We start from the raw sequence: 17,487 nt of genomic DNA, 5'->3' as shown, positions 1-17,487 counted from the left end.
CTGATCCCCGTCGTACTCGGCACCGGCTCGGAGATTCTCGACTTCGGCCGCACTACAAGGCTGGCCCATCCGGTCCAACACCGTGCACTCCGGTTACGCGACAAGTGCTGCCAAGCCGAAGGCTGTGACGCGCCAGCGGCCTGGACCGAAGCGCATCATCTGAAACCGTGGTCGGCAGGCGGGCTTACGAATCTGGCGAACATGGTGCTGCTGTGTCCCAGCGATCATCGCCGGATCCACGACCCCAACCACGACCATGAACGCCTCCCGGACGGACGGATCCGGTTCACCCGCCACGCCTGACCGGGCTGCGGCATGCCCGGCCCACTCGGCCTGCCCCGGCCCGCCCGGCCTGCCCTGCCCGGCCTGCCCTGCCCGCCGGGCCGACCTTGTGAAGGGTTTCGCGAGGTCGGGCCCGCTGTCATAGCCGACGACCTCATGGTCTTCGCCAAGCCATAGGGGGCGGCCCCCTTGTGAACGATTCACGAGGTGTCATCGTCTAGTGCAGCGCCCCCGCAGACCCTCTCCCTGGCAGGACCGGCCAACCCGGTCCCCAATCCCGTGCGCAACCCAAAATCCGCTGCGCCATACCCCGCCGCCGACCCGATAACCAGCCAAAATTCTCGCCGGATCACGGTGTCAAGGACCGCGAAGCGGCCGGCGAAGCCGGCGGCCGAAGGCCGTCATCTCGACAAGCTCGATACATCGCCTTGACTCCGGGAGCCGGCGTGAACACCATCCACAACGGGTCGGCGGCCCCAACCCAACAAAGACGACCAGCCACCGAACCGAACCTAACCGAACCTAGTCGCCGTCCAGACCCTGCTCGATGGCGTAGCGCGTGAGCTCGACACGGTTGTGCATCTGGAGCTTGCGCAGGATGTTCTGTACGTGGTTCTGGACCGTGCGGTGGGAGAGGACGAGGCGGTCGGCGATCTGGCGGTAGCTCAGGCCCTTGGCGACGAGCTTGAGGATCTCGGTCTCGCGGTCGGTGAGCGTGGGCTTGTCTCCGCGTATCTCGGTGGCGGCGCTGTGCTGGAACTCGCCCAGGACCAGGCCGGCCAGGCCGGGGGTGAAGACGGGGTCGCCGGCGGCGACGCGGCGTACGGCCTCCAGGAGCTCGTCGCGGGAGGCCGACTTGATCAGGTAGCCGGTGGCTCCGGCCTTGACTGCTGCAAGGACGTCGTTCTGCTCGCCCGAGGCGGAGAGGATGAGGACCTTTGTCGTCGGGTGCAGGGAGATGATCTCGGTGGTGACCTGGACACCGTCGGGCTCCGGGATGTGCAGGTCGAGCACCACGACCTCGGGCCGCGTCGCGGCGAACCTGGTGATCGCTTCCCGGCCGGTGCTGGCGGTGGCGACGACTTCGAAGCCCGCGGCGGCGAGATCACGCTCGACCGCGTCGCGCCACATCGGATGGTCGTCGACGACCATCAACCTGACCGCGGTCACCGGTGGTCGAGCGGTCACCGGTGGTCGAGCCTGTCGAGACCCATGCGAGGAACGACCAGTTCCCATTCCGTTCCCATCCTTCCTGTGATGAGTTCGGCCGTGCCCCCGAGATCGAGGATCCGGCCCCGGATCGAACCGGCGATGCCCAGCCTGCCGTCCTTCTCGGCCGTGGCGACGCGACCATCGGGGATACCCGGGCCCTCGTCGCGCACCGAGATCTCGACATGGTCGGGGAACGCCTGCAGGAGCACCCAGGCGCGGGCGTCCTCACCGACATGGCGGCGTACGTTGTCCAACGCTGCCCGGGTCGCCGCGAGGATCTCCTCGGCGGGGCGTGCGGGCATCTCGACGGCGGTCGCGGGTCCGGAGACGGTCACGGTGCCGGTCTCCAGCTCGGCCAGCGCCGCGGCCAGATCGACCATCCCTGCGGCCGGGCCACGGCCGGGCTGCTCGCCACGGATCAACGCTCGCAGCTCCCGCTCCTGCTCCCCCGCCAGCCTGCCCAGCTCGGCACCGTCGCCACCGAGGTCGCCGCCGCGGCGTTGCACGAGAGCAAGCACCTGGAGTACGCCGTCGTGGACCGCCCGGGCGAGCCGCGCCCGCTCCTCGGCCCGGGCCGCCGCACGCTCGGCCCGATCCCGCTCGAGCGCCATCCGCTGCACCGACTCACACATGTAGCCGACCACCGGGCCGCCGATGACCAGCAGGAACGCGTTGCCGTAGATCGACTGGTCGATCTCCTGACGCAGGCCGAGGTCGACGGCCGCCAGTGCCACACCGGCCAGCAGACCGCCGATCCAGCGATAGTGGATCGCGCACGCGAGCAGCGCGCCGCTCACCCAGAAGCCCGGCACGCTCGCCTGGAACCCCGGGCCCTTCACGAGCGGCGTCACGAGCAGGAGCCCGAGCGCGATCACCAGGTCGGCGCCCACGAGCACCGCCGTGCGTCGGCTGGGTGCCGCGTACGCCCAGACGGCGAACGCCGTCCAGCTCACCATGACGAGCGCGCAGACCAGCGCCGCCGTCGGCGGATCGAAGTTGCCTGCCCGGTAGGCGGTCAGCCCGACGGCATTGACGAGAACGATCACGCGCAGCACCGCGAGAGCCCGGAAGAGCCGGTTCTCGACCTCGATCGCCGCCGGCGACGTCCACGCATTCACAGTGGGAAGTGTCGCACTACACCAGGCAACGTACGTCCCGGATATGAGTATCCGTGCGGATGCCGAAGCGCCGCGCGAGATCCAGAATCGAGGCATGGATCGAAGCGAGCTGATGCCACAGGCAAGCTGTTGTACCCCCTACCGGATTCGAACCGGCGCTACCGCCGTGAAAGGGCGGGGTCCTGGGCCGCTAGACGAAGGGGGCCTGCCGGGACATCCTAGAGGCCTGCGTCCTGGGCCGCCAAAGCGAGGGCGTACGTGCGTGCACGGACCCCGATTCGGACCGCTGCGGTCGTTTCCGGTAATGTTTCACCTCGCTTGGGCAGGTAGCTCAGTTGGTACGAGCGATCGCCTGAAAAGTGATAGGTCGGCGGTTCGACCCCGCCCCTGCCCACAAGCAGCAACCGGCTTCGACCCACAACCATGGGTCGGAGCCGGTTGCCATTTCGGGACTCGGCTCGGACCCTCTGCGTTTCCCGCACACGCATCGGCGGAACTACGCAAGGATGGTGGGCTGTGAAGTACGCCGATCCTGGTCGCTGCCCCGACTGCCGGGAGGCCCTCGAGCCCGGCACCAGCCCCTGCCCGAACTGTGGGCTGCCCCTGGAGAACGCAGTAGCCCAAGAGCTCTACGGGACGCTGCTGCGAGCCGACGTGCTCATGACCCGGTTGCGCTCGATCCGGGACGAGGCCAGCCGAGCCGTGCGACCGACCCCGCCGCCCCCTGCCGCGCCACCCGCCGCACCGCCCGCGGCGCCCCCGCTGATCCAGCCCGAACCCGTCGCCGAGCCTGTCGCCGCGACGGCGGCCACACCGGCGGCAGCGACAGCCGTCGCCGGGCCGGCCCCGTTCCCCGGCGCCCCGCTCGCGGCGGCCCGCCGCGCGCCGATCACGGTGCCGCTGATCCTGGTCGGCGTCGGCGTTCTCTTCCTGCTGGTCGCGGGCGTCATCTTCCTCGCGGTCGCCTGGGCCGCGATGGGTGTCGGTGGCCGAACGACGATGCTGCTCGTCTTCACCGCGCTCTTCACGATCGGTGGCGCGGTGCTGATGCATCTCGAGCTGCGCGCCGGCACCGAAGGCGTCTGGACCCTCGCACTGGGGCTGCTCGCCCTGGACATAGCCGGGATGAAGTACGCCGGTTGGCTCGGTGGAGCCGACTGGGACCGTGGCTTCCTGGTCATCGTCGGCGTCGCCGTCTTCATAGCCGGCACCGCGATGTCCCTGGTCGGGGAGCGCAGCGAAAAGCTCACCGCGGTGATCGGGCCACAGGTGGCGGCCGCCGCCGGCGTACTCACCGCGCTGATCGGTCTCGAGCTCATCTCCGACCTCATCTGGTTCCCGCTGGTCGCTGCGGTGATCGCTCTCATCGTGGTGATCGCGGCGAGCAAGGCCGAGCTGCGGGCCCTGACCCTCGGGGCGATGGTCGTGCTGGCGGGCTTCTGGCTGATGCTCCTCGTCCGCGGTCTGGCCGACCCCGCACTGACCGGCTCCGAGCTGCTGACCGGCGGCACCCTGCCCCTGCTGCTCGGCGCGGCCGCGGTGCTGGCGATCGTGGCGCTGCTGTTCCCGCTGCCCAAGGACGCCAAGGTCGCCATGGTCGGGGTGTCGCTGCTGATCGCCGCCTACACCTTCACCCAGCCGGCCCTCGACGACGGCCCGGTCACCTTGACCGTCGTGGCCGTCGTGGTCACCCTGGTCGCCGCCGGCGCGCTCTTGGCACTTCCCCGGCCCTGGCGCTGGGCGGCTACCGCGTTGACGCCGTACGCCGTGGCCCTGGGCATCACGGTCCTCATCCTGACCGCCTCGGCGGCCGTCCGGCTCGCGGCCGTGCCCTGGACCGAGTCGGCGTTCTCCCCGGTCACCGGCCCGGATCCGTTGCTGCCAGGCTGGCTGACGCTGCCGGCACTGCTCGCGATCCTCGCCCTCGGCACCGCCTGGTTCTACCAGTCCAACCCACCCGCCTTCCGCACCTACCGACCCACGGTCCGCTGGATCATCTTCTCCGGCGGTCTCTCCGGGTTCGCGATCACGGCCGCCTGCTACGCCGCCCCGCTGCTGGTCCCGGCGCTGCTGCTGCTCGGCGTCGCCGTCGCGCTGGCCTGGTGGGCGCAGCGGCGGCCGCGGCTCGTCGCCGCCGGCATCTTCGGCCTGGTCGCCCTCGCCGCCGCGTTGCCCAGCGACCTGCTCACCGTGGTCGTCGCGCTCGCGCTCGCCGGGGTGGCTGCGTACGCGGTTCGGGGTCTGGCCGGCGCCGACCGCGAGGTCACCGCCAGCTACTCGGTCGTGACGCTCAGCCTCGGCCTGTGGTCGCTCGCGCCGCTGGTCGACGTGGAGCGGCAATGGGCCGCGTGCGTGATCGTCACGGTCCTCGGGCTGATCACGCTCTTCCGGTTCCGGGCGTCGGGCTGGTGGGCTGCCGCGGCCAGCGCCGCGGTCTCGATCGGGATCGGCTCGGTCGACGTCACCTGGGCGGCGGTCCTGCTGACCATCGCCACCATCCTCGCCGCGGCCATCGGCCTGCACCATCGCCAGCCTCCCGCGTTGGCGGTGGCGGGCACCGTCGGGATCGGGGCGGCCACGGCCGCGGTCCTCTCGAACGACGTGCTCGCCCTGGCCGTGACCGTCATCCTCACCGCGCTTGCCGTCACGGTCGACCGTGTCCAGTCCGGCCAGACCAGGGAGGTCGCGACCGCCTACTGGATCCTCGCCCTGACGGCCGCCGTCTGGCAGGCGGCCCGGATGGCCGACGTCGATCGTCCCTACACCGCGGTGGTGGTCGTCGTCGCGATGGGCGCCATCGTGCTGGTACGCCGCAGTCCCGCCACCGAGGCCGCGGCAGCCACCGGCGCGGCCGTGTCGATCGTGCTGGGCGCCTTCGACGAGGGCGGCTCGGTGGACACCGACTGGCTGGCGATCCTGCTGCTCATCGCCGGCGTCATGTGCATCGCGACGATCCTGCGCCACGAGCCGGAGCAGTCCGGAGCGCGCCTCGCGATCGCCGGCGTGCTCGGCCTGGGATCTCTCGGCGCCGCGTTCGGCAACGACCTGCTGGCGCTGGTGGTGGCCGGGGTGCTCACCGCCGCCGCGGTCGCCGTCGACCGGCTCACCCGGGAACAGCAGACCAAGGCCGTCACCGCTCCCTACTGGATCATCACGCTGACGGCGTTCTGCTGGATGTTCGCCAACCTCAGCGACATCGCGCCGCCGCACGCCGCGGCCGGGATCATCGTCGTCCTGGCCGTCGTCACCATCTTCCGACTGCTGCCCTCCGCCGAGATCACCGCCGCGGTGGCCGCCGCGGTCACGATCTTCTTCGGCACGGTCAGCCTCGGCCCCTCGATCGTCCTGACACCGGACGGACCGGCTGCGGTCGGATCCAGCGGCGTCGACCTTCCCTGGCTGAGCATCCTGCTGACACTGGCCGGTGCCGCCGTCTCCGCGCACGCGATCGCCCGCCACGAGCGCCGCCGGCTGGGCTGGGCCGGCGCCACGCTGATGACCATCGCCCTATGGATCCGGTTGGGCGACACGTCGGTCGCGACCTGGGAGTACTACACCCTGCCGCCGGCGATCGCACTGGTCGCCTACGGCGTGGTCAAGCTCCGCCTCGACCGGGAGATCGCCTCGCTACCGGTGCTCGGGCCGGGCGTCTTCCTCGCCCTCGTCCCGTCCGTCCCCGCGGCGCTTCAGGACCCGATCTCGATGCGGAGCGTGGTGCTCGGTATCGCCTGCCTCGTCTTCATCATCGGCGGCGCCTGGCTGCGCTGGGCCGCGCCGCTGGTCGGTGGCGCCCTGGTCGCCTCGGTGCTGGCTCTGGCGCAGATGCCGTCGGCGGCGATGCTGCAGCAGTGGTGGGCGCTCGGTGCGGCCGGACTCCTGCTGCTCTTCCTCGGCATCACCTGGGAGGCGCGCCTCCACGACCTGCGGCGGGCCACCGCCTACGTTCGAGGGCTGCGTTAGGGCTGAAACCGAACGCGCGGAAGACTGGAACCGATGTTCCCAGAGTTCGAGATCGTACGTCGCCAGCGCCCCGTCACGATCGCTGTCGATTCCACCAGCTCCTCCCGGCCCGCGGCCAACGCCGCGATCGAGGTCGCTTGCGACGGCCCGGTCTCGCTGACCTTCACCTCGGGCGGCGATGAGCTCACCGGCAGGTACGACGGTCGGCGGGTGTGGCTCGAGGCGACGACCGGGTCACGGCGTACGACTCACGCGAGCCGGCGCCACGCCAGGGTCCGCCGCGGCGCCGGCCGATTCGCGCTGACGTTGACCGGGACCATGCTGACCGCGCTGACCCAGGAGACGGACGCCGCGTGGGTGGCGCGAGCGCGGGTCGACCTCTCCGAGCTCGGGATCGAGCCGCGTGACGAGGCCTGGCTCGCCGACCTGACCGCGGAACACGAGGGCGCGGCCGCAGACGTGCGCACCGGCGCCTTCGGACAGCTCGGCCTGCGCGACATCCGCGCGGTGACGTACGCCGACGGCTCACCGTTCCGGGACGACGACGGGACCGTGCTGCTCACCGCCACCAGCGCCGGACCGGGCTTCTTCCCCACCGCGCACACCTCGGTGTGGGCGCTGGACCCGACGACGTACGAACTCGTCCATCGCGGTGCGCTCTACTTCCGCCGGGAAGGGCTGGTCTACGGCGACCACGCCACCCACCTCATGCGTGACGGGGACGAGTGGGTCGTCACCACGAGCACATGGGCCGGTTTCAAAGCGCCCGACGAGAAAGACCCAGGCAAGCCGTGGAGCCCGGTCGGAGTCACGATCGCCCGCTCACGGGAGGACGTGACCCGAGGCGAGCACGTCCTCGACGCGACCCCGCTCTCTCTGCCGACGGACGGCCTGAGGTCGGTCGGCGTCTGGGACCCGCACCTGGTGCGCCGCGACGACGAATGGCTGGTCGGCTACGTCAGCGCCGAGAAGTACTTCGCCTTCCATCCGGTCCTCGCCAGCGGGCCGAGCCTGGACGCGCTCAGCCTGCGGGCAGCACGATCCGACCGGACAGCCACCGAGGGCACCACTCTTGTCCCGCTGGGCGGCACAGTCGTGGTAGGTGCCAGCGACGGACGCGACAACTCACGTCGCGTCCGTGCTCGCTACCCGATCTTCGACCTGGACCTCAACGAGGTCGCAGAACTCCGTTCGGCGTACGTCTCGAACCTGCCGTGGCCCACTCTGATCCCGGTCGGGGAGGAGTGGCTGCACGTAGCCTTCGACGGCACGCCTCACGGCGGGCTGCTACCTGGCTACGGCACCCACGGCGAGGTCGTCCTGAGCCGATCGACCCCGAGCCGATCAACCCGGGGCCGATCGGACTGAGGGGATACCGGTCAAGACGTTGCCACTTTGACCGGCCGCCCCCTTGAGCGCGTCTCTGAGAGACACGGCCTAAGGGCGCGAGGGCCCCGCGTCGTAGTCCGACCAGTCGTCATAGTCGTCCGGTATCGGATCGGCCTTCTGACTGGTGTCTTCATCACCATGAAGTTCGCGCGCAAGGGCCCCGAAGTCCGTCTCATAGGTCCGGTACTTCAGGTCGCGTGCGACCTTCGTCTGCTTGGCTTTCGCTCGGCCGCGCCCCATAGGGTCCAGCCCCCTCGTCGCACTTGGCCGGGATAGTCCCGGGCTGTTCACAGGTTTCTCGTAAGAGCAACGCTACCGGTTAATGCCAAGAATCCGCACGCCGGGGTGTCGAAAATCCGTTCGCTAGGAGCGAATGTTACCGAGGTCACATGATTCTGAGCCTGACGACTCGTCATTCCCCGTTCATCTCGCCGACAGGCTGAGGGGCCGGTCGGTTGTCTCGCCGCGCATAGCCTCCCTTCCGATTCTTGGGATCCTGACACAACGCGTCTTGAACGGAAATGCAGTGACCGAACTGAGCGACATCCAGACCGACACCGCCTGTCCCTCGTGCAGCGACCCTGGCGCCCCTGCCACGGACGGCCGCCGCACCATGCTGTCCTTGCTCCCCATGGCAGGCCACACGCGCGGCAAGCGCAGCGCCGTGACCTGCGCTCTCAAGTGCGACAGCGCGTGCGCCAAGCCCGCCCCCAACACCTCCGACAACGGCTACTTCCGCGACATCGCCGGCAAGGCAATCAGCCGCCGCCATGCGCTGGGTCTCGCCGGAGCCGGCGCCGTCGCCCTCGCGGTCGGCAGCAGCGGCCTGGCAGCCGCGGCCAGCCCTCAGGCCGGCCTGGCCGCGGGTCGTGGCCACGGACACGGGCACGGCGGGCGTACGAACCTGCCGTTCAAGCCGATCACCCCGGTCGCGGCGACCGAGGACACCTTCGTGGTCCCGCAGGGTTACACCTGGGAGCCGATCATCCGCTGGGGCGACCCGATCCTTCCCGGCGGCGTCCCCTTCGACGTCAACGACCAGTCCGCTGAGAAGCAGGCGCTCGCCTGGGGCTACAACAACGACTACACCGACGTCATCGTGACCAACAGGGCCGGCACCAAGGCCCTGCTGTGCTGCAACAACGAGTACGTCAACGCCGACATCATGTTCCCGCCCGACCTCGACGCCACCGAGCAGCTCAGGATCTCCATGGCCGCTCACGGCTTCGGGATCGTGGAGCTCGAGCGCTCCGCGCCGGGTGAGAAGTGGAGCTACGTCCCGTCTGCTCCGAAGAACCGCCGCATCACGGCCTCGACCCCGTTCGAGATCACCGGCCCGGCGGCCGGCAGCGACCTGCTCAAGACCGCGGCCGACCCGACCGGCACCGTCGCGCTGGGCACGATCGGCAACTGCGCCGGCGGCACCACGCCGTGGGGCACGATCCTGTCGGGCGAGGAGAACTTCAACGGCTACTTCCGCGCCAGCAGCGCCACCCCCGAGAACAAGCGCTACGGCCTGAACGAGAATGCGTCGTCGTACGGCTGGGAGGCCATCGAGCCGCGCTTCGACGCGCGCTCGGCCGACTACGCGAACGAGCCCAACCGGTTCGGCTACATCGTCGAGATCGACCCGACCGACCCGACGTCGACCCCGCGCAAGCACACCATGCTCGGCCGCCTCAAGCACGAGGGCGCGAACGTCGTCATCGCCAAGAACCGCAAGGTCGTGGCCTACACCGGTGACGACGAGCGGTTCGACTACCTCTACAAGTTCGTCTCCAAGGGGAGGTACAACCCCAACAACCGGAAGAAGAACCTTGACCTGTTGACCGAGGGCAGCCTCTACGTCGCCCGCTTCCACGGCGACTCTCCTGCCACCGAGATCGACGGCACCGGCACGCTGCCCAGCGACGGCAAGTTCGACGGCTATGGCCAGTGGGTCCCGCTCGTGGTCGACGGCCGCAGCAAGGTCGCCGGGATGAGCGTCGAGGAGGTCCTCGTCTTCACACGCCTGGCCGCGGACAAGGCCGGCGCCACCAAGATGGACCGCTGCGAGGACGTCGAGCCTTCGCCGAAGACCGGCAAGGTCTACGTCGCCTGCACCAACAACTCTCAGCGCGGCACCACGGGCAAGGCCGGGGTGGACGAGGCCAACCCGCGCAACTCCAACCGCGACGGCCACGTCATCGAGATCACCGAGGACGACGGCGACCACACCTCGCGCATCTTCCGGTGGAACATCGTCATCGTCGCCGGTGACCCGTCGGTGAACGAGTCGACCTACTTCGCCGGCTACCCGCAGGACAAGGTCTCGCCGATCTCGTGCCCGGACAACCTGGCCTTCGACTCCGAGGGCAACCTGTGGATCTCCACCGACGGCCAGCCCAGCTCGATCCAGAAGTCCGACGGGCTGTTCAAGGTTCCGCTGGAGGGTCGCGAGCGCGGCCACGTCCAGCAGTTCCTCGCCGTTCCCCGTGACGCCGAGACCTGCGGTCCGGTCATCCACGACCGCGACGGCTCGGTCTTCGTCGCCGTCCAGCACCCGGGCGAGGACGGGACCTGGGAAGCCCAGAACTCCCTCTTCCCCGACTACGTCGACGGCACCGCCGGCGAGGGCGAGTTCGCCGGTCCCCGGCCGTCGGTCGTGCAGGTCTTCAAGAAATAGCACCGCCGGTCGAGCCGGATTCGTGAGGTACGAACGAATCCGTGTCGAGACCAACACAGTCCCTATCGCGCTCGATGGGACCGTGTTGGTCTCGACACGCTCGGCCGCAGGCGGCCTCGCGGCTCGACCAGCGGGTCGGGCTCACCAGCCCGCGTACGCCCCGCTGAGCTCGACCTTGCCGCCAGTCGTCGCGGTGACCTCACCGGCGGCCCAGGCGCGGATGTCGTAGCCGGCGAGGATGCGGACGGCCTCGTCGACGTCCTCGGGGTCGATCAGGGCGACCATCCCGACACCGCAGTTGAGGGTCATCTCCAGGTCCTGCAGGGCGACGGAGCCGGTGCGGCGGACGAGGTCGAAGACCGGTGCCGGCGTCCAGGTGGTGCGGTCGATGCGCGCGGAGAGCTCCGGGGGCATGACCCGCTCCAGGTTGGCGGCGAGGCCGCCACCGGTGACGTGGGACATGGCGTGGGTCTTCGTCCCACGGGCCAGGTCCAGGCAGGCCTTGGCGTAGACGCGGGTGGGGGTGAGAAGCGCCTCACCGAGCGTGCTGCCGAGCTCGTCGACCTGCTGGTCGAGCGTGTAGGCGCCGGAGTTGAGCAGCACGTGGCGCACCAGGGAGAAGCCGTTGGAGTGCAGGCCGGAGGCCTCCATGGCGAGGACGACGTCGCCGGCCTTCACGAGGTTGGCACCGAGGAGGTTGTCGGCCTCGACGACACCGGTGGCCGCGCCGGCCACGTCGTACTCGTCGGCGGCCAGCAGGCCCGGGTGCTCGGCGGTCTCGCCGCCGACCAGCGCGCAGCCGGCCTCGACACAAGCCTCGGCGATGCCCTTGACGATGGCCGCGACCCGCTCCGGGACGACCTTGCCGGTGGCGATGTAGTCGGTCATGAACAGCGGCTCGGCGCCGCAGACGACCAGGTCGTCGACGACCATGCCGACCAGGTCGAAGCCGATCGTGTCGTGCTTGTCGAGCGCCTGGGCGATCGCGACCTTGGTGCCGACACCGTCGGTGGAGGTGGCGAGCAGCGGGCGCTCGTACGCCTTCAGCGCGCTCGCGTCGAAGAGTCCGGCGAAACCGCCGACCCCGCCGAGGACCTCGGGGCGCCGGGACTTCTCGATCCAGACCTTCATCAGGTCCACGGCGCGGTCGCCGGCGTGGATGTCGACGCCGGCTGCGGCGTAGGCGTTGGTCGGGGTCTGGCTCACTGGTGGATCTCCGATCACGGGTTGTTCAGGACCGGCAGGGCCTTGCCCGCGGTCGGGGACTGCAGCGAGACCTCGAGGAGGTGCTTGCCGAGCATGCTCTCGTCGGGCAGCTCCACGGGGTATTCGCCGGTGAAGCAGGCGGCGCACAGCGTGGAGGCGTCCTGGCCGGTCGCCGAGACCATCCCGTCGAGCGAGATGTAGCCCAGCGAGTCGGCGCCGACCGAGGAGGCGATCTCGTCGACGTCGAGCCCGTTGGCGATCAGCTCGGCGCGGGTCGCGAAGTCGATGCCGTAGAAGCACGGCCACTTCACCGGCGGGCTCGAGATCCGGACGTGGACCTCCAGCGCACCTGCCTCGCGCAGCATCCGGACCTGGGCGCGCTGGGTGTTGCCGCGCACGATCGAGTCGTCGACGACGACGACCTTCTTGCCACGCACCATGTGCTCGAGCACGTTGAGCTTGAGCCGGATGCCGAGCTGGCGCAGCGTCTGGGAGGGCTGGATGAAGGTGCGGCCGACGTAGGAGTTCTTCACGAACGCCTGGCCGAAGGGCAGGCCGCTCTCCAGCGCGTAGCCGGTGGCGGCGGGGATGCCGGACTCGGGCACCGGGATGACCAGGTCGGCGTCGACCGGGAACTCCCGGGCCAGCTCGCGGCCCATCTCCACGCGCGACTCGTGGACGTTGCGACCGGCGATGGTGGCGTCGGGGCGGGCGAGGTAGACGTACTCGAAGACACAGCCCTTGCGGTCGACCTCGGCGAACCGCACGGAGCGGAGACCGGACTCGTCGATGATGATCATCTCGCCCGGCTCGACCTCGCGGACCACGCTCGCGCCGACGGTGGCCAGCGCCGAGTCCTCCGACGCGATCACCCAGCCGCGGTCCAGGCGGCCGAGGACCAGCGGGCGGATCCCCTGCGGGTCACGCGCCGCGAACAGGGTGTCCTCGTTCATCCACACCAGCGAGAACGCGCCGCGGATCGTCGGCAGCACCTCCAGCGCACGCGCCTCCAGGGAGGAGTCGGGGTGGTAGGCGAGCAGCTCGGTGAGCAGCGACGTGTCGTTGGTCGACACCGGCGCGTGCCGGCCCTCGGAGTGCTCGGGCAGCGCCTCGACGGACGAGCGCATCTCGGCGACGTTGATCAGGTTGCCGTTGTGGCCCAGGGCGACCGAGCCGTCCGGGGTCGGCTTGAAGATCGGCTGCGCGTTCTCCCACACCGAGGCACCGGTCGTGGAGTAGCGGGCGTGGCCGATGGCGATGTGTCCCTTGAGGGACTCGAGGGTCGGCTCGTCGAAGACCTGGCTGACCAGACCCATGTCCTTGTAGACCAGGATCTGGCGACCGTTGCTGACCGCGATACCCGCCGACTCCTGGCCACGATGCTGCAGGGCGTACAGGCCGAAGTACGTCAGTTTGGCGACGTCCTCGCCCGGCGCCCACACACCGAAGACCCCGCAGTGGTCCTGAGGACCCTGATCGTGGGGGTCGAGGGCGGCGGTGAGCCGGCCGTCGCCACCCTTGCGTCGGGACACGTGCCTACCTGAGCTGGTGAGGTTGACCACGGCATCGAGTGTAAGGCCGTACTCCGACGATCAGCGAACCCTTGACAGTCCTGTAAGGGTGGTCACATGAACGTCTCGGATTCATGAATGCAAAGAACCGTCCACGTCTGCCCTACCGCCCGGGACCGACTTCCCGGATAATCGATCCGATGACTTCTTCAGCGCCCAAGCCCGCCGGCGGTCACCGTCTGACGGTGCCCCCGGGATTCGCGCCACCCCCGTTGGGCGGGAACCGCGCCAGAAGCGACCTCACCACGACGATGACGACGATCACCACCGATCTGGCCGAGATCGGCGGTCTGCTCACCCCCGGTGAGGATCTCTCCGACCTCCAGCTGATCGCCGACAGCCTGACCGCACTGGCCGGCTTCGAGATGGCCACGATCAGCGTCGCGCGACCTGACGGCAACCTCCACATGGTGGTGGTCTCGGGCCAGGAGTCGGCCCGCGCCGACCTGCTCGGCATCGTCACCCCGATCGAGCGCCTCGAGGCTGAGCTCGCCCGTGCCGACGACTGGGACATCTTCAAGTTCGTGCCGGCCGAGCGGCTGGATCCCACCGCCGATGTGTACGGCTGGATCCCGACGATGACGACGGTCGACGCCGCCGGCGCCTGGAACCCGCTCGACCTGCTGGTCGCTCCGCTGCGCGACGACGACGGCAAGCTCCGCGGCACCCTGATCGTCGACGTCCCGACCGACGGCCTCCGCCCCAGCCCGGAGAAGCGCGCCGTGCTCAACCGGCACGCGGTGCAGGCGCAGCGCGCGATCCTGCTCGCCCTGGAGCGCGAGGAGCTCTCCGAGCAGGTACGCCTCGCCGAGGCCGCCCGCGACGTCATCCGCCGAGCCGGACGCGAGCTGGACCCCGACGAGATCCTCAACTCGCTGAGCACGGGGTTGGTCGACGTGCTCGACCTGACCGACTTCTGGCTCCACATGTCCAAGCCGGGCGGCCGCGGCATCCGCACCAAGGTCTACCGGGAGGACTTCAAGCTCCCGATCGAGGACCTGACCAGCCCGTTCATGGTCGACTACGGGCAATACCTCTGGGACCAGCGCAGCATCACCGTGCAGACCCCCGACGGCGCCGAGCGGCTGCCCCACCCCGACCCGGAGACACAGCAGCTGATCACCGAGTGGATCCGCCACTACAAGGTCGGCTCGATCGTCGGGGTCCCGATCGGCTCCGGCCAGACCTGGTACGGCGCGATGCTCCTCGCCCGCGGTCCCGACAAGCCCCACTGGAGCGAGCTCGAGCTGATCACCGCCGCCGACCTCGGCCGCGACTTCGGCCGCGTGGTCCACAACTCCAGGGCCTACCTGCGCCAGCGGGCGGCGGTCGACTCCCTGCGTGAGCTCGAGGCCCACAAGAGCCGGCTGATCGCGACGGTCGCCCACGAGCTGAAGAACCCGCTCTCCGCGTTCCGGTGGAACATCGAGTCGCTGCCCTACGCGGAGTCCGAGGAGGAGTACGCCGAGGTGCTGACCGCGCTCACGCGCAACCGCGACCGCACCGAGAAGATCGTGGCGGACCTGGCGATGCTGTCGAAGGTCTCCGACCCCGACCACCTGCCACCCACGGTGCCGATCCAGGTCGCCCAGGTGCTCGAGGAGGTCCACAGCCAGCTCAGCGCCGAGATGCCCACCAGCGACGTCCACGAGCTCGTCTTCGAGGTGCCGTCCGACGACGTCTACGTGACCCTGGCTCCAGGCGATCTGGACCGCGTGGTGATCAACCTGGTCACCAACGCGATCAAGTACAGCCCCGAGGGCGGTCAGGTGATCGTGAGCACGCGGACCAGCCCAGGCTGGTTCGAGCTCCGGGTGACCGACCACGGCCTCGGGATCTCACCGGAGGACCAGGACCGGCTCTTCACCGAGTTCTTCCGTTCGACCAACCCCACCGCCCTCAAACAGCCGGGCACCGGACTCGGCCTGACCATCGTCTCGCGGATCGTCAGCCGCCGCGGCGGACTCATCTCGGTCGACTCGACCCCTGGCGCAGGAAGCACATTCCGTGTGACGCTGCCCATTGTTTAACCTTACGCACAGGTGACGAGGTGCGGATTTCATCTCGGCGGAGAACTCATGACCAGTACGCCCTCAGCGGGTTCGGACGTGCCAGACGGTGCCTCCGAGGCGTACCCGACCCCCGACCCGGGTCTGCAGCTGATCGCGGAAGGCGTCACCGAGCTCGTCGGTTTCGGCGCCGCCGTCATCAACATCCGCCGAGGTGACGAGTTCGAGATCGTCGCCGCGTACGGGGACGAGACCGGCCACACCGTCGACGGCGAGATGACCGTGGCCGAGATGCTGGGCACCCGGTTCCCGGTCTCGGTGGTTACGGACCTGCTGGACATGTCCGTCGACTGGGGCGACATCAAGTTCATCCCGCACGAGCAGAACACCATCGGGCAGGCGGAGGGCTACTGGGTCCCCGACACCGACGAGGACGTCCTGAAGGACCCTCAGGACTGGCACCGTCTCGACGAGCTCCTGGCGCCCTTCTACGACGAGAACGGCGAGCTCGTCGGCGTACTCTCGATCGATCGCCCGACCAACGGTCGCCGCCCGGGTCGCAGGCAGCAGCGGATCCTCAACCGGTTCGCCCGCCAGGCCAGGCGAGCGGTGCTGCTGACCCTGCAGCGCGAATACCTCGAGGAGCGGGCCAACAACCTGATCGAGGCGCAGAGCTTCCTGCGCGAGGCCAACTCTCAGCTCGGTCTCACCGAGGTGCTCGAGGCCACCCAGGAGGCGATGAGCCGAGGTCTCGACGCCGACGGTCTCTACGTGCAGGCCAAGGACGGGGACGGTGGGGTGGTGGCGTACGCCTCCCCCGGCGTCCGGTGGAACCGCAAGGAGCACGCGCTCGCGGGCGCGCAGTCCTACCAGAGCACCCGGCTGTGGGACGAGGGCGAGCACGCCATCGTCGACCGCGCCCTGCTCCAGCAGGTGACCCGCGGCGGCGACCCGGAGCGGAGGAAGTACGCCAAGATCGGACTCGAGTTCCTGAACGCGGTCGGGGCCGACTCGCTTCTCGTCGTACCGATCGGCGTGGAGACCACCGCGCTCGGTCACCTCGTCCTGCTCCGCGGGGCGGGACGCCCCCAGTGGACCGACACCGAGGGACGACTCGCGATGGAGTTCGGTCGCGACTTCGGGCGCATCGTGCTCACCTCCAACGCCTACACCCAGGAGCGTGACCTCGCCCAGCGTCTCGCGACCGCCGACAGGGTCCACAGCCGGCTCATCGAGTCCGTCGCGCAGGAGCTGCACAACCCGCTCATCGCCCTCACGACCGGCATCGACGCCCTGCGTCACGAGGACCGCGGATCATCGACCTGGTTCCAACAGGTCGGCAACCTGATCAGCCGGTCCGACCAGCTGGTCGCCATGGTCGACGATCTGCTCCTGTTCTCGCGCTTCTCCGACCCCTCGTCCCGGCCGACCCTGACCTACGTCGATCTGGTGCCTCTCCTGCGAGAGATCTTCGAGCAGAGGACGTACGAGTCCGAGAAGCGTGGCATCGAGGTGAGCATCGACGTGCCCGCTCACAGCATCCAGGTCTTGGGCGATCGCAGCGAGATCAAGGCGGCGGTCCTCCGGCTGGTCGACAACGCGCTCGTCTACACCCATCGCGGCGGACACGTGCGGCTCTACATCGTGGAGAGTGCGAGCGAGGCGGCGATCTCGGTGACCGACAACGGCGTCGGCATCCCGGCCGCCGAGCAGCTCCAGGTCTTCACCGAGTTCTACCGCGGCACGAGCCAGGCCGTCGGCGGCCGGAAGGGTGTCGGCCTCGGGCTCAGCATCGTCGACCGGGTCGTACGCCGCCACGACGGCCGCGTCACGCTGCGCTCGGAGCCCGGCACCGGCACCCGCGTCTCGATGGTCCTTCCGTTGGCCAACGACGCCTCGATCTAGAGATCGCGCGGCAGGCGGCCATACCCGCGCCATCTATTGTTAACCGAACGTCACAATCTGGTCGAGACGTCGCCCTACCCCTGCACAGGATGGGCGATTCATGCAACACTCCGTGGTGCCAAGGTCCTCAGGACTGCCACGCAGTTGCAACACCTGCCCTGACCGACCTA

11 protein-coding genes and 2 tRNA genes are annotated in these 17,487 nt (G+C 69.5%); 7 read left to right on the top strand and 6 right to left on the bottom strand.

Translation table 11 applies throughout. The features are described from left to right. Positions 1-303: HNH endonuclease signature motif containing protein (locus ABZZ22_RS17335; RefSeq protein WP_354933521.1), on the top strand; the 303-nt coding region annotated here is incomplete at its 5' end. A 501-nt stretch (positions 304-804) separates the two neighbouring features. Here the strand turns inward: ABZZ22_RS17335 and ABZZ22_RS17330 are convergent. From ABZZ22_RS17330 to ABZZ22_RS17320, 3 genes are all read right to left on the bottom strand, one after another. Next, positions 805-1,434, bottom strand: coding sequence for a response regulator transcription factor (locus tag ABZZ22_RS17330; protein ID WP_354933523.1), 630 nt, complete (start codon positions 1,432-1,434; stop codon positions 805-807). Positions 1,435-1,466: 32 nt separating this feature from the next. Next, a complete protein-coding gene (locus ABZZ22_RS17325) occupies positions 1,467-2,612 on the bottom strand; it encodes a DUF5931 domain-containing protein (RefSeq protein ID WP_354933519.1) in 1,146 nt (381 codons plus the stop codon). 132 nt (positions 2,613-2,744) lie between these two features. After that, positions 2,745-2,817, bottom strand: a tRNA-Glu gene (locus ABZZ22_RS17320). 115 nt (positions 2,818-2,932) lie between these two features. Here ABZZ22_RS17320 and ABZZ22_RS17315 point away from each other — a divergent pair. The 3 genes from ABZZ22_RS17315 to ABZZ22_RS17305 all read left to right on the top strand — a co-directional run bounded on the left by ABZZ22_RS17315 (position 2,933) and on the right by ABZZ22_RS17305 (position 7,940). Further along, positions 2,933-3,006: transfer RNA gene (locus tag ABZZ22_RS17315), tRNA-Phe, on the top strand. A gap of 122 nt (positions 3,007-3,128) precedes the next feature. Further along, complete coding sequence (locus ABZZ22_RS17310; RefSeq protein ID WP_354933517.1) at positions 3,129-6,572, top strand: hypothetical protein; 3,444 nt, start codon at positions 3,129-3,131, stop codon at positions 6,570-6,572. Between the two features lie 33 nt (positions 6,573-6,605). Further along, a complete protein-coding gene (locus ABZZ22_RS17305; RefSeq protein WP_354933515.1) occupies positions 6,606-7,940 on the top strand; it encodes a hypothetical protein in 1,335 nt (444 codons plus the stop codon). A 69-nt stretch (positions 7,941-8,009) separates the two neighbouring features. Here the strand turns inward: ABZZ22_RS17305 and ABZZ22_RS17300 are convergent, their stop codons facing one another. Continuing rightward, entirely contained in the window at positions 8,010-8,201 is a 192-nt protein-coding gene (locus ABZZ22_RS17300; protein ID WP_179659908.1) for a DUF3073 domain-containing protein, read from the bottom strand. Between the two features lie 286 nt (positions 8,202-8,487). Between ABZZ22_RS17300 and ABZZ22_RS17295 the strand changes: the two genes are divergently transcribed. Then, positions 8,488-10,626 (top strand): PhoX family phosphatase, encoded by a 2,139-nt coding sequence (locus tag ABZZ22_RS17295; RefSeq protein ID WP_354933513.1) that lies wholly within the window; start codon positions 8,488-8,490, stop codon positions 10,624-10,626. A gap of 141 nt (positions 10,627-10,767) precedes the next feature. On the opposite strand, the gene purM is transcribed toward ABZZ22_RS17295, so the two are convergent. Together purM and purF are read right to left on the bottom strand one after the other, a co-directional pair. Then, positions 10,768-11,832: a phosphoribosylformylglycinamidine cyclo-ligase gene (gene purM / locus ABZZ22_RS17290; RefSeq protein ID WP_354933511.1), complete on the bottom strand. Its 1,065-nt coding sequence runs from the start codon at positions 11,830-11,832 to the stop codon at positions 10,768-10,770. Between the two features lie 14 nt (positions 11,833-11,846). Beyond that, positions 11,847-13,364, bottom strand: a complete 1,518-nt coding sequence (purF, locus tag ABZZ22_RS17285; RefSeq protein ID WP_354933509.1) for an amidophosphoribosyltransferase — start codon at positions 13,362-13,364, stop codon at positions 11,847-11,849. A gap of 179 nt (positions 13,365-13,543) precedes the next feature. Here purF and ABZZ22_RS17280 point away from each other — a divergent pair, with 179 nt between their 5' ends. Both ABZZ22_RS17280 and ABZZ22_RS17275 read left to right on the top strand, forming a co-directional pair. Further along, the gene (locus ABZZ22_RS17280; RefSeq protein ID WP_354933507.1) at positions 13,544-15,433 is read left to right on the top strand and encodes a HAMP domain-containing sensor histidine kinase; all 1,890 of its coding nucleotides are present in this window, start codon (positions 13,544-13,546) and stop codon (positions 15,431-15,433) included. Between the two features lie 48 nt (positions 15,434-15,481). Next, complete coding sequence (locus ABZZ22_RS17275) at positions 15,482-17,317, top strand: ATP-binding protein (protein WP_354933505.1); 1,836 nt, start codon at positions 15,482-15,484, stop codon at positions 17,315-17,317. Positions 17,318-17,487 lie beyond the last annotated feature (170 nt).

Origin of the sequence: Nocardioides sp. NPDC006273 (genome assembly GCF_040613495.1) — a bacterium.
Lineage (GTDB): Bacteria > Actinomycetota > Actinomycetes > Propionibacteriales > Nocardioidaceae > Nocardioides.
This window is presented reverse-complemented; position numbering and strand designations above follow the sequence as displayed.

Coding starts and splice junctions, on each gene's coding strand:
- ABZZ22_RS17305 (WP_354933515.1), top strand. CDS start 6,606: ATGTTCCCAGAGTTCGAGATCGTACGTCGCCAGCGCCCCGTCACGATC.
- ABZZ22_RS17275 (WP_354933505.1), top strand. CDS start 15,482: ATGACCAGTACGCCCTCAGCGGGTTCGGACGTGCCAGACGGTGCCTCC.
- ABZZ22_RS17330 (WP_354933523.1), bottom strand. CDS start 1,434: ATGGTCGTCGACGACCATCCGATGTGGCGCGACGCGGTCGAGCGTGAT.
- ABZZ22_RS17300 (WP_179659908.1), bottom strand. CDS start 8,201: ATGGGGCGCGGCCGAGCGAAAGCCAAGCAGACGAAGGTCGCACGCGAC.
- ABZZ22_RS17280 (WP_354933507.1), top strand. CDS start 13,544: ATGACTTCTTCAGCGCCCAAGCCCGCCGGCGGTCACCGTCTGACGGTG.